Consider the following 12,643-nt stretch of genomic DNA (forward strand, 5'->3'; position numbering starts at 1 on the left):
GGATTACCCCGGTGTCAGGATCTTCTGCGTCGATGCTTCTGGATGTTTTCGGGCGGTGGGCCCGATTACTTGATCATGTAGATCGTGGCGAAGAGGCCGATCCAGACGACATCGACGAAGTGCCAGTAGTAGGACACGACGATGGCGGCGGTCGCCTGCTCATGGGTGAACTTCCTGGCCGCGTACGTCCTGCCGAGGACGAACAGGAAGGCGATCAGGCCACCCGTGACATGCAGGCCATGGAAGCCGGTGGTCAGGTAGAACACCGAGCCGTACGGGTCGGAGGAGAGCGAGAGCCCGTCCTTCTTGACCAGTTCGGTGTACTCGAAGACCTGACCGCCGATGAAGATCGCACCCATGATGAAGGTGACGATGAACCACATCCGGAGCTTCTTCACGTCCCCGCGCTCGGCGGCGAACACGCCGAGCTGGCAGGTCAGGGAGGAGAGCACCAGGATCGTGGTGTTCGTCGCGGAGAACGGGAAGTTCAGGCTTGACGCCATTTCCTTCCAGTGATCCGGCCCGGTCACCGATCGCAGGGTGAAGTACATCGCGAAGAGGGCCGCGAAGAACATCAGCTCGGAACTCAGCCAGATGATGGTTCCGACGCTGGTGAGGTTCGGCCGATTGACCGACGGGTGCGCGTGCCCGGTTTCTACTGTCGTTGCTGTCGCCACGACCGACATTATGTCGGTCGCTTATCCCGCCCTCACCCCGGGGGGTGCCGTTCGGAGTGTTGATGGGGTGTGTCCAGCCCGTATGGCCCATCGAAGCCCTGTCCGAACCAGTGTTGACGAGGTGTTCGGAGGAGTAGCATCCGCCCAGCGGACCTTGTCCGTCCCGTCTCGATGACGCCGACGTCTCGGAGGAAGAATGCAGCCGACCGCCACGGTGCTGGTCTACAGCGACGACTCCAACACCCGGGAGCAGGTGCGGCTCGCGACCGGGCGCAGGCCGGCCACCGACGTTCCGCTGGTCGAGTTCATCGAGTGCGCGACGCCCGCCGCCGTCCTGACGGAACTGGACAAGGGCGGGATCGACGTCTGCGTACTGGACGGCGAGGCCGTGCCGATGGGCGGGATGGGTGTCTGCCGCCAGATCAAGGACGAGATCTTCAACTGCCCGCCCGTCCTCGTGCTGATCGGGCGGCCCCAGGACGCCTGGCTGGCCACGTGGAGCCGTGCGGACGCCGCGGTGACCTTGCCGGTCGATCCTGTGGAGTTCGCCGCCACGCTGGCCTCCCTGCTGCGGCGGAAGGCCCTCGCGGGCGCCTGAGAGAGGCTCTCCGCGCCCCGGTCTCACACGGACTCGGGGCGCAGCCTGGCCCGGTCCTGCGGGGACGGGCCCTCGGGGGCTCCGCCCACCAGGGCGCTGCCCTTGCGCCACTTCTTCCAGGTGACGTTCCAGTCCCCGAAGCCGTTGCCGAACGGGTCCATGTCCTCGCCGTACGAGTTGATGACCTTGACGATGTCGCCCTCGCGGAAGGTCTCGTAGAACCACGCAGCGTTGTCCGTGCTCATTCCGGTGCAGCCGTGGCTGACGTTGGCGTACCCCTGGGAGCCGGTGGACCAGGGCGCGGCGTGCACGTACTCGCCGCTCCATGTGACTCTCGTCGCGTAGTACACGGGCAGGTCGTAGGAGTCGGAGGTGCCCTCGGCGATGCCGATGCTGGTTCCGCGCATCCGTACGAAGTACTCCTTGCCCAGTACGACCTTGACGCCGTTGCGGGTCTCGAAGCCGGGCTTGCCGGTGGTGACGGGGATCTCGTTGATCGCCTCGTCGTTCCGGTAGACCGTCATCGAGTGCGCGGAGGCGTCGGTGACGGCGACCAGGCGGTCGCCGATGGTGAGCTTCAGGGGCTTCGCCTCGCCGCCCCAGAGGCGTTCGGCGACCTTGATGCCGCCGATGTTGCTGTGCGCCTGGATGGTGGCGTGGGTGGGCCAGTACTCCTTGGGGCGGTAGTGCAGCGTCTTGTCGTCCACCCAGTGCCAGGCGCCTTCCACAGCGGGCTTCGAGTCGACCTTGAGGGCACGCTCGACGACGGCGCGGGCGGCCTTGTCCTTGACGGGGACGCTCAGTTCGGCCGTGACGGGCTGGCCGACGCCGTACTTGCCCGCCTCGGGCCCGAAGGTGACGTTCAGGCGCTTCTTCGTCTTGGGGGTGCTGGTGTCGAAGTCGATGACCTTGCGGCCGGGTGCGCCGTCCTCGTCCTCCGTGCTCACGCGCACGGTGTAACGGGCGCCCGCGGCCAGCGGCGAGGTGCTGTGCCAGCGGCCGCCGTCGGCGGAGAGTTCGCCCGCCACGTAGCGCCCTGACGCGTCCGTGGCCGTGACGTCGGTGATGCGCCCGTCGTCACCGTCGGCGGTGATTTCCAGGGGCTTGTCGGGGTCGGCCTTGCGGCTGTCGCCGGACGGGCCGTTGAAGGAGATCTGACCCGCCGCGTCGTACGGCTTGGCCGAGAGCGGGTGGCCGTCGGAGCCGCAGGCGGTGACGCCCGCGCCGAGGGCGACCAGCAGCGTGGTGCAGCTGGCTACCGTGCGGAATCGCGGTGAGTGGTTCATGCGCTCACGCTATGAACCGCCGTCGGCTACGGCGCGCCGAGTGAGCCGTGCGAGGGACATATGGCGTGGCAAACGAGGGAGCCCGGACACTCCTGACGGAGTGTCCGGGCTCCCGGTGATCATCGCGTGCTACTGCGTGCGGTTCTCACCGTGGTAGTACTCGAAGACCCAGCCCCACAAACCGATCATGATGACCGGGGCCGAGAAGTACAGCAGCCACCAGCCGAAGACGACGCCCAGGAAGGCGAGCGCTCCGCCGATGCCGAGCGTGAGCGGCTGCCAGCTGTGCGGGCTGAAGAAGCCCACCTCACCGGCCTCGTCCGCGACGTCGGCTTCCTTGTTGTCCTGCGCCAGCGCGTCCACCCGCCGGGCCGTGAAGGCCAGGTAGTAGCCGATCATGACGCACAGGCCGAAGCCCAGGAAGAGCGCCGTGGTGCCGGCGGGCTCCTTCGACCACACGCCATAGACGATCGCCATGGCCAGGACGAAGACCGCCAGCCAGAGGAACATCTTGCCTTGGACCTTCACTTGCCCGCCTCCTTGCCGCCGGCGAGAGCCTTCTCACCGTGACCGGCGTTCTCGAGCTGGTCGAGAGCGGCGATCTCCGGGTGGTGCAGGTCGAACGCCGGGGATTCCGAACGGATCCGCGGCAGGGTGAGGAAGTTGTGCCGCGGCGGCGGGCAGGACGTGGCCCATTCGAGCGAACGGCCGTAGCCCCACGGGTCGTCGACCTCGACCTTCTTGCCGTACTTGGCGGTCTTCCACACGTTGTAGAAGAACGGCAGGATCGACAGGCCGAGCACGAACGAGGAGATCGTCGAGATCGTGTTCAGCGCGGTGAAGCCGTCGGCCGCGAGATAGTCCGCGTAACGACGCGGCATGCCCTCGGCACCCAGCCAGTGCTGCACCAGGAACGTGCCGTGGAAGCCGACGAACAGCGTCCAGAAGGTGATCTTGCCCAGGCGCTCGTCGAGCATCTTGCCGGTCATCTTCGGCCACCAGAAGTGGAAGCCGGAGAACATCGCGAAGACGACGGTGCCGAAGACCACGTAGTGGAAGTGCGCCACCACGAAGTACGAGTCCGAGACGTGGAAGTCCATCGGCGGCGAGGCCAGGATGACACCGGTCAGACCACCGAAGGTGAAGGTGATCAGGAAGCCGGTGGCCCAGAGCATCGGGGTCTCGAAACTCAAGGACCCCTTCCACATCGTTCCGATCCAGTTGAAGAACTTCACGCCGGTTGGCACGGCGATGAGGAACGTCATGAAGGAGAAGAACGGCAGGAGTACGCCACCGGTGACGTACATGTGGTGCGCCCACACGGTCACGGAGAGGCCCGCGATCGCGATGGTGGCGCCGATCAGGCCCATGTAGCCGAACATCGGCTTGCGCGAGAACACCGGGATCACTTCGGAGATGATTCCGAAGAATGGCAACGCGATGATGTACACCTCTGGATGGCCGAAGAACCAGAAGAGGTGTTGCCACAGCAATGCCCCGCCGTTGGCGGCGTCGAAGACGTGTGCCCCGAACTTCCGATCCGCCTCCAGCGCGAACAGCGCGGCGGCGAGCACGGGGAAGGCGAGCAGGACCAGCACCGCGGTCAGCAGCACGTTCCACACGAAGATCGGCATGCGGAACATCGTCATGCCGGGGGCGCGCATGCAGATGATGGTGGTGATGAAGTTGACCGCGCCGAGGATCGTGCCGAAGCCGGAGAAGGCCAGACCCATGATCCACATGTCGGCGCCGATGCCCGGCGAGCGGACCGCGTCCGACAGCGGGCTGTAGGCGAACCAGCCGAAGTCGGCCGCGCCCTGCGGGGTGAGGAAGCCACCGACCGCGATGAGCGAGCCGAACAGGTAGAGCCAGTAGGCGAACATGTTCAGCCGCGGGAACGCCACGTCGGGCGCGCCGATCTGCAGCGGCATGATCCAGTTCGTGAATCCGGCGAACAGCGGCGTCGCGAACATCAGCAACATGATCGTGCCGTGCATCGTGAACGCCTGGTTGAACTGCTCGTTCGACATGATCTGCGTGCCGGGACGGGCCAGCTCGGCGCGCATCAGCAGCGCCATGACACCGCCGATGCAGAAGAACGCGAACGACGTGACCAGATACAGCGTGCCGATCGTCTTGTGGTCAGTGGTGGTGAGCCACTTGATCACAACGTTGCCGGGCTGCTTGCGCCGTACCGGCAGCTCGTTCTCGTACGAGTCTTCGGCTGCGTCGGCGGCACCCTGAGGTTCGTTGAGGATGCTCACAGGTTGTTCGTCTCCCGGTTCTTCTCGGGGTCCGTCTGCTCAATGCCGGCCGGGACGTAGCCCGTCTGGCCCTTCTCCGCGAGCTCCTTGAGGTGGGCCTCGTAGCGCTCGGGAGAGACGACCTTCACGTTGAAGAGCATCCGGGAGTGGTCGACGCCGCAGAGTTCGGCGCACTTGCCCAGGTAGGTGCCCTCCGCATTGGGGGTCACCTGGAAGGAGTTGGTGTGGCCCGGGATGACGTCCTGCTTCATCAGGAACGGCACCACCCAGAAGGAGTGGATGACGTCACGCGAGGTGAGGATGAAGCGGACCGTCTTGCCCTCGGGGAGCCAGAGGGTCGGCCCGGGGTTGTTGGTCTGCGGGTTCCGCTCGCCCGGCGTGCCGACCTCGTAGACGCCACCGGCGTTGGCCGGGAAGTCTTCCTTGAACCGGTCCGGAATGGCGTCCAGGTTCTTGTCGGTCGTCGCGTCACCGGTGGAACCGTCGACGTTCTCGATGTAGTTGAAGCCCCAGCTCCACTGGTAGCCGACGACGTTGATGGTGACGTCGGGCTTCTTGTCGAGGCTGAGGAGCTTCGTCTCGTCGCGGGCGGTGAAGTAGAACAGCACCGAGACGATGATGAGCGGGACCACGGTGTACAGCGCCTCGATGGGCATGTTGTACCGGGTCTGCGGGGGAACTTCGACCTTGGTACGGCTGCGCCGGTGGAAGAACACAGCCCACAGGATCAGGCCCCAGACCAGCACGCCCGTGGCGAGCGCGGCCGCCCACGAGCCCTGCCAGAGGGAGAGGATCCTCGGACCCTCCTCCGTGACCGGGGTGGGAAAACCAAGGCGGGGAAAGTCCTTGTATGTGCAACCGGTAGCGGTAGCCAGGACCAGGCCCGCAGTCATTGCCTGCAGCAGCTTCCGCCGCATCGGGCGCCGCGGCGAGCGGTCGGAGCCGTTGGGACTCACGTAGCGCCTTCCCGAGAGTCTCGCCCGCGCTGGTTGGCTACGGCCTTCTCGCTGGTCGCTCGCCGCCCTGGCACACGGGCAGGGGTTTGGATGTTTATGCGGAGCAAACCCTACTGGACGCTATTTGGGGTCGCGCGGGGAGGGGGGCGCAACGCGCCGCTGGGTTTGGCGGAGGGGGTGGGTTGCCCTGTCCTGGGCTGCTTCTGACGGGGGGTTTGGGGCGCCCGATGGCTCGGGGGGTGGCTCTCGTATGGCGGCTGCTCGTTCGTTGTGGCTGATCGCGCCGTTCCCCGCGCCCCTATGGGGGCGCCCACCTGACCGGAGGATTTAGCGTTGCTGTGTGTCCTACTTCGATGCTGCTTCCGCCGCTCCTCTCCATCCCGTTGCCCGGCAGGCCCTGCAGGCCTCCCTTGACGAGGGGTGGGCGGATCCCGCACGTCTGTACAGGGAGGGAAGGCGGGCCCGGTTGCTGCTCGACGCGGCGCGTGAGGCGGCGGCCGACGCGGTGGGCTGTCGCCCGGACGAACTGGTCTTCACCTCGTCGGGTACGCGGGCGGTGCACTCCGGGATCGCGGGCGCGCTGGCCGGGCGACGGCGCGTGGGAAGCCACCTGATCGTGTCAGCGGTCGAACATTCTTCGGTGCTCCATTCGGCCGAGGTCCACGAGACGGCGGGCGGGTCGGTGACCCAGGTTCCGGTCGGCCGTACGGGCGCGGTGTCCCCTTCGGTGTACGCGGCGGCCCTGCGTCCCGACACGGCGCTGGCCTGTCTGCAGTCCGCCAACCACGAGGTGGGCACGGAGCAGCCGGTGGCCGCGGTGGCCGAGGCGTGCCGGGCTGCGGGCGTACCGCTGCTGGTGGACGCGGCGCAGTCGCTGGGCTGGGGCCGGGTGGAGGGCGAGTGGTCCCTGCTCACGGCAAGTGCCCACAAATGGGGCGGACCTTCGGGGGTCGGGCTGCTCGTCGTACGCAAAAGCGCGCGGTTCGCTCCCCAAGGGCCCGTGGACGAGCGGGAGTCGGGGCGGGCGGCCGGGTTCGAGAACATTCCCGGGATCGTGGCCGCGGCGGCGGCGCTGCGGGCCGTGCGGGCCGAGGCGGCCGTGGAGGGCGCGCGGCTGCGGGAACTGACGGACCGGATCCGGCTGCGGGTGCCCGAACTGGTCCCGGACGTAGAGGTGGTCGGCGACCCGGAACGCCGGCTGCCCGGCGTCGTCACCTTCTCCTGTCTCTATGTCGACGGAGAGACCCTGCTGCACGAACTGGACCGGGAGGGCTTCTCGGTCTCCTCGGGTTCCTCGTGCACGAGCAGCACGCTGACGCCCAGCCATGTCCTGAAGGCGATGGGTGTCCTGACCGAGGGCAATGTCCGGGTGTCGCTGCCGCCGGGCGTCCCGGAGGCGGACGTCGACCGGTTCCTGTCGGTGCTGCCGGCCGCGGTCTCCGCCGTACGGGAGAAGCTGGGCGCCCCGGCCGCGCCGGCGAAGACGCCCGCCGCCTCCGGCTCGCTCGTCGTGAACGCCCTGGGCAGGCGGTGTCCGATCCCGGTCATCGAGCTGGCCAAGGTCATCGGCGACGTCCCGGTCGGCGGCACGGTCCGTGTGCTGGCGGACGACGAGGCGGCGCGCCTGGACATTCCGGCGTGGTGCGAGATGCGGGGGCAGGAGTACGTCGGGGAGGAGCCGGCGGACCACGGCTCTGTGTACGTGGTCCGCCGGGTGTCCTAGTTACACCAGGTGGGCCTGGACCTCGGCGGCGGCGTCATGGCCGTACGCCTTGGTGAAGCGGTCCATGAAGTTGGTGCGGCGCAGCTGGTACTCCTGCGTGCCGACCGTCTCGATGACCAGCGTGGCGAGCATGCAGCCGACCTGGGCGGCGCGCTCGTGGGAGACGCCCCAGGCGAGGCCGGAGAGGAAGCCCGCGCGGAACGCGTCGCCGACGCCCGTGGGGTCGGCCTTGCGCTCCTCCTCGGCGCAGCCGACCTCGATCGGGTCCTCGCCGGCGCGCTCGATGCGTACGCCCTGCGCGCCGAGGGTCGTCACGCGGTGGCCGACCTTGCCGAGGATCTCCTCGTCGGTCCAGCCGGTCTTGGACTCGATGAGGCCCTTCTCGTACTCGTTCGAGAAGAGGTACGTCGCGCCGTCCAGCAGTATCCGGATGTCGTCGCCGCTCATCCGGGCGATCTGCTGGGAGAAGTCGGCCGCGAAGGGGATCACCCGGGTGCGGCACTCCTCGGTGTGGCGCAGCATCGCCTCGGGGTCGTCCGCGCCGATGAGGACGAGGTCGAGACCGCCGACGCGGTCCGCGACCGCCTTGAGCTCGATCTGGCGGGCCTCGCTCATGGCGCCCGTGTAGAAGGAGCCGATCTGGTTGTGATCGGCGTCCGTGGTGCACACGAAGCGCGCGGTGTGCAGCACCTCGGAGATGCGTACGGAGCCGGTGTCGACGCCGTGCCTGTCCAGCCAGGCGCGGTACTCGTCGAAGTCGGAGCCCGCCGCGCCGACCAGGATCGGCTTGGTGCCGAGCTGGCCCATGCCGAAGGCGATGTTCGCGCCGACCCCTCCTCGGCGTACGTCGAGGTTGTCGACCAGGAAGGAGAGGGAGACCGTGTGCAGCTGGTCCGCGACCAGCTGGTCGGCGAAACGGCCGGGGAAGGTCATGAGGTGGTCGGTGGCGATGGAGCCGGTGACTGCGATACGCACGGCGAGGACACACTCCTGCGAGGGGGATGTGGAAGGGCTGGCGTTGACAGTTCACGCTACCCGGTCGACGCGCGGGCTTTGAAGCGGCAAAAACTACCCGATAGTAGATCTTTCTTCGCGGGCTGAACCGTGCCTACGGTGCCGCTATGACAAACCTGAAGGTCCACGGCACCGCTCCGCAAGACCTCGAAGGCGATCTGGCTTCACTGCGCGGGGACTGCGCGCGGATGGCCGAGCACTGGACCGCGCCCGCCCCTGTCACCGTCCTCCCCGTCCCGCCCTCCCTCATCCACGGTGTGACGGTGCCCTCCACTTCGGCCCGGCTGCTGGACGCGATGTCCGACTACGGCGACTGACGAACCTGGAAAAGGCGGGCTGAAACAGCGCTCACAGGGAACCGTGCGCTCCCCCGCTGCGTCCCATCGCTGTCCCCCGTAAAGGGGATGCGGTATACGACCCTCAGCGCCCTTTTTCGGCGCCCCGTATTGAACGGGCCGGGTCGTCTGGACAGCAGTGGAGCCGAAGGAGCGATGCGGTGAGCACCGAGCGACCGGACAACGAGGCGACCGATTCCGCCGAGGGTGGCGAGACGGCGAAGCCGCGCCGGCGGCATTCCCCGGTGGCCGTCGCCTCGGTCGCGGCCGCGGTCCTGCTCGTCGGGGGCGGCGGGGCGTACTTCGCCACGACCGCGTCCGGCGGCGGGAACGGCGGCAGCGGCTCCGGGACACCCGGCGGCGACGGCACTCCCCCGGCACTCGCCCTCGACGGGTACTCCGAGAACGGGGCGAGTGACACGGACGGCGGTACGGGCGACACCAACGGCATCGCGCCCGGTGAGCCCAACCCCTACGGAGCGACCTATCGCGTGGACGGCGAGCTCCCCGACGGCCCGGACTCCGCGCCCGTGTACACGGCGAAGGGCGAGGTGACGAAGGCCGAGGTGGCGCGGCTGGCCGAGGCGCTCGGAGTGGCGGGCACCCCCCGGACGGACGGGGCCGACTGGACGGTCGGCGCCACGAACGACGCCGCGGAGCCGAACCTTCGGGTGAGCAAGGTCTCGCCGGGGACCTGGACGTACAGCTCGTATCTGCCGGGGACCGACAACTGCCCCAAGGACAAGCGCTGTGTCCCGGTCGGGTCCAGCGGCCTCGCCGGTCTGCGTCCGGGGGCGGTGAGCGAGGAGGAGGCCAAGAAGGCGGCCGCCCCCGTACTGAAGGCCGTCGGCCAGGACGACGCGAAGCTGGACGCCACTCAGCTCATGAACGACGACCGGGTGCGGGTGGTGAACGCGGACCCGGTGTTCGGCGGGCTGCCGACCTACGGCTGGACGACCGGCATCCAGGTCAGCTCCGAGGGCAAGATCCTCGGCGGCAGCGGCCAGTTGAAGGCGCCGGTGAAGGGGGACACGTACCCCGTCATCACCGCGCAGGAGACCCTGGACCTGATGAACGGGGCGGCGTCGGCCTCGGGCGGCGGAGCCAATGGCATCGGGGGCTGCGCCAGCCCCGTACCGCTGAAGGACCGGGACGAGGTGCCGTGCGAGGCGTCGACCGTGCCACCGTCGCCCGCGTCGGTGACCGTCGAGAAGGCCACGTTCGGGCTGGCGGTGCACTCGGTGGACGGGCGGCAGGCGCTGGTGCCGTCCTGGCTGTTCGAGGTGCGGTCCGCGGGCGCGGAGGACGTCCTCACGGTGACGCATCCGGCGGTCGATCCGCAGTACCTGGTCTCGCCGAAGGCCGCCCAGGACCCGACCCCGGCCCCCACGCCTTCGCTGACCGGGTCGACCACGTCCAGTGACGTCAAGGTGGAGGGCTACACCGCCGACGGCAAGGACCTGACCGTGAGCTTCTGGGGCGGGGTGTGCAGCAAGTACGCGGCCTCGGCGAGCGAGAGTTCCGGCAAGGTGACGGTCACCGTGACCGGTACGTCGGAGCCGGGCAAGGTCTGCATCATGATCGCGAAGGCGATCGACCTCACGGTGCAACTGGACGAGCCGCTCGGTGACCGCACGGTCGTGGGGACGAACGGCAAGGAGATCCCGAAGGGGACGGACCTCGGCGCCGGCGCCGTGGAGAAGTCGGCGCAGCCGCAGTAGCGGCGGCCAGGTCGCCGCGGTCCCCGAATCGGCCGTGAAAAGCGGCTGCGAGCACGCGAAGGCGGCGTCCCTGTCGGAGGGGGACGCCGCCTTCGTACGCGGGCAGCGGTGAGCCGGGCGCTCGACCGTGAGCGCGGTTTAGCTGAAGGAGTCGCCGCAGGCGCAGGAGCCCGTCGCGTTCGGGTTGTCGATCGTGAAGCCCTGCTTCTCGATGGTGTCCACGAAGTCGATGGACGCGCCGCCCAGGTACGGGGCGCTCATGCGGTCGGTGACGACCTTGACGCCGCCGAAGTCCTTGACGACATCGCCGTCGAGGGAGCGCTCGTCGAAGAAGAGCTGGTAACGGAGGCCGGAGCAGCCGCCGGGCTGAACGGCGACGCGCAGCGCCAGGTCCTCGCGGCCTTCCTGGTCGAGCAGGGCCTTGACCTTGGCCGCGGCCGACTCGGACAGCATGATGCCGTCGTTCACGGTGGTGGTCTCGTCCGATACGGACATCTGCTTCTCTCCCGGGTTGTACGGAGACTGCTTGCCGACAGTGCCAACCGGCGGGGCCGCGGATTCATTCCGGGCCGAGCGCGTGTCTTTGCCTTCTCCCTTCATGCTCGCACATGCCCACAAGCGCGGACAGCGGCCTGTGGACAACCCCACGGACACCCGCACGCCACCTGCCGTAGCGGCGTCCGGGATTCACGTCACATCGACGTTATGGCCGTCGTCAAAGTGACGTGAAGCAGTTATGATAGATAACGTCATTTCGACGAAAAGGCTTGTCCCGCATGTCCCGCCGGATCGCTCCCACGAGCCGGCGAGCCGCAGAACAGAAAGGGTGCGTGTCGTGACCACCGCCCAGACCCAGGAGCTCGACGTACAGCCGACGCCCCTCGCCCTGCTGCTGCTCGGCCGCGAGGCCGACCCGAGGAGCGAGCGCGGTGTCGAGTGCCCCGGAGACCTGCCCTCGCCGTCCGACCCGGACCTGGTGGAGCGTGCTCGCGCGGCCAAGGAGAAGCTCGGGGACAAGGTCTTCGTGCTCGGCCACCACTACCAGCGCGACGAGGTCATCCAGTTCGCCGACGTCACGGGCGACTCCTTCAAGCTGGCCAGGGACGCGGCCGCGCGCCCCGAGGCCGAGTACATCGTGTTCTGCGGCGTGCACTTCATGGCGGAGTCCGCGGACATCCTGACCGGCGACGACCAGAAGGTCGTCCTGCCGGACCTCGCCGCGGGCTGCTCGATGGCCGACATGGCCACCGCCGAGCAGGTCGCGGAGTGCTGGGACGTGCTGACGGAGGCCGGGATAGCCGAGCAGGTGGTGCCCGTCTCGTACATGAACTCCTCCGCGGACATCAAGGCGTTCACCGGCAAGCACGGCGGCACGATCTGCACCTCCTCCAATGCCCAGCGCGCCCTGGAGTGGGCCTTCGAGCAGGGCGAGAAGGTGCTCTTCCTCCCCGACCAGCACCTGGGCCGCAACACCGCCGTCCGCGACATGGGGATGGCTCTGGAGGACTGCGTCCTCTACAACCCGCACAAGCCGAACGGCGGCCTCACCACCGAGCAGCTGCGGGACGCGAAGATGATCCTGTGGCGGGGCCACTGCTCCGTGCACGGCCGCTTCTCGGTCGACTCGGTCAACGACGTGCGCGCCCGGATCCCCGGTGTCAACGTCCTGGTGCACCCCGAGTGCAAGCACGAGGTCGTCGAGGCGGCCGACTACGTGGGGTCCACGGAGTACATCATCAAGGCCCTGGAGGCGGCTCCGGCCGGTTCCAAGTGGGCGATCGGCACGGAGCTGAACCTCGTACGGCGGCTCGCGAACCGTTTCGCGAGCGAGGACAAGGAAGTCGTCTTCCTCGACAAGACGGTCTGCTTCTGCTCGACCATGAACCGCATCGACCTCCCCCACCTGGTGTGGACCCTGGAGTCCCTGGCGGAGGGCAACCTCGTCAACCGCATCGAGGTGGACCGCGAGACGGAGCAGTTCGCCAAGCTGGCGCTGGAGCGGATGCTGGCGCTGCCGTAGTCCGTACGGCTGTTGGGTAGGTAAGGGGCGCCGGCCATTGCCGACGCCC

The 12,643-nt window shown here is 68.2% G+C and carries 12 protein-coding genes; 5 read left to right on the forward strand and 7 right to left on the reverse strand.

The features are described 5' to 3' along the window. Positions 1–65 precede the first annotated feature (65 nt). A complete protein-coding gene (locus tag OG219_RS13605; protein ID WP_266465072.1) occupies positions 66–686 on the reverse strand; it encodes a heme-copper oxidase subunit III in 621 nt (206 codons plus the stop codon). Between the two features lie 187 nt (positions 687–873). On the opposite strand from OG219_RS13605, the gene OG219_RS13610 reads away from it, so the two are divergent. Next, a complete protein-coding gene (locus OG219_RS13610) occupies positions 874–1,275 on the forward strand; it encodes a hypothetical protein (RefSeq protein ID WP_266465069.1) in 402 nt (133 codons plus the stop codon). Positions 1,276–1,298: 23 nt separating this feature from the next. Here the strand turns inward: OG219_RS13610 and OG219_RS13615 are convergent, their stop codons facing one another. The 4 genes from OG219_RS13615 to coxB all read right to left on the reverse strand — a co-directional run bounded on the left by OG219_RS13615 (position 1,299) and on the right by coxB (position 5,781). Further along, a complete protein-coding gene (locus OG219_RS13615; protein WP_266826267.1) occupies positions 1,299–2,561 on the reverse strand; it encodes an Ig-like domain-containing protein in 1,263 nt (420 codons plus the stop codon). Positions 2,562–2,690: 129 nt separating this feature from the next. Further along, on the reverse strand, positions 2,691–3,089 hold the full coding sequence (locus OG219_RS13620) for a cytochrome c oxidase subunit 4 (RefSeq protein WP_266826269.1): 399 nt from the start codon (positions 3,087–3,089) through the stop codon (positions 2,691–2,693). After that, positions 3,086–4,825, reverse strand: coding sequence for a cytochrome c oxidase subunit I (gene ctaD, locus OG219_RS13625; protein WP_266826271.1), 1,740 nt, complete (start codon positions 4,823–4,825; stop codon positions 3,086–3,088). Before ctaD ends, OG219_RS13620 begins: the two co-directional genes overlap by 4 nt. After that, the gene (coxB, locus tag OG219_RS13630; protein WP_266826273.1) at positions 4,822–5,781 is read right to left on the reverse strand and encodes a cytochrome c oxidase subunit II; all 960 of its coding nucleotides are present in this window, start codon (positions 5,779–5,781) and stop codon (positions 4,822–4,824) included. Before coxB ends, ctaD begins: the two co-directional genes overlap by 4 nt. A gap of 340 nt (positions 5,782–6,121) precedes the next feature. On the opposite strand from coxB, the gene OG219_RS13635 reads away from it, so the two are divergent. Then, complete coding sequence (locus OG219_RS13635; RefSeq protein ID WP_266826275.1) at positions 6,122–7,504, forward strand: cysteine desulfurase/sulfurtransferase TusA family protein; 1,383 nt, start codon at positions 6,122–6,124, stop codon at positions 7,502–7,504. Here the strand turns inward: OG219_RS13635 and OG219_RS13640 are convergent, their stop codons facing one another. After that, positions 7,505–8,479: a carbohydrate kinase family protein gene (locus tag OG219_RS13640; RefSeq protein WP_266826277.1), complete on the reverse strand. Its 975-nt coding sequence runs from the start codon at positions 8,477–8,479 to the stop codon at positions 7,505–7,507. Between the two features lie 146 nt (positions 8,480–8,625). Here OG219_RS13640 and OG219_RS13645 point away from each other — a divergent pair, with 146 nt between their 5' ends. Next, on the forward strand, positions 8,626–8,835 hold the full coding sequence (locus OG219_RS13645; protein WP_266826279.1) for a hypothetical protein: 210 nt from the start codon (positions 8,626–8,628) through the stop codon (positions 8,833–8,835). Between the two features lie 179 nt (positions 8,836–9,014). Further along, positions 9,015–10,574, forward strand: coding sequence for a hypothetical protein (locus OG219_RS13650; RefSeq protein ID WP_266826280.1), 1,560 nt, complete (start codon positions 9,015–9,017; stop codon positions 10,572–10,574). 138 nt (positions 10,575–10,712) lie between these two features. Here OG219_RS13650 and OG219_RS13655 read toward each other — a convergent pair whose 3' ends face one another. Further along, entirely contained in the window at positions 10,713–11,069 is a 357-nt protein-coding gene (locus OG219_RS13655; RefSeq protein WP_266465040.1) for an iron-sulfur cluster assembly accessory protein, read from the reverse strand. A 340-nt stretch (positions 11,070–11,409) separates the two neighbouring features. Between OG219_RS13655 and nadA the strand changes: the two genes are divergently transcribed. Beyond that, positions 11,410–12,594 (forward strand): quinolinate synthase NadA, encoded by a 1,185-nt coding sequence (nadA, locus tag OG219_RS13660; protein WP_266826283.1) that lies wholly within the window; start codon positions 11,410–11,412, stop codon positions 12,592–12,594. The last annotated feature ends 49 nt before the right edge of the window (positions 12,595–12,643 follow it).

It is taken from the genome of Streptomyces sp. NBC_00038 (genome assembly GCF_026343635.1).
In the GTDB taxonomy this organism is placed as follows: domain Bacteria; phylum Actinomycetota; class Actinomycetes; order Streptomycetales; family Streptomycetaceae; genus Streptomyces.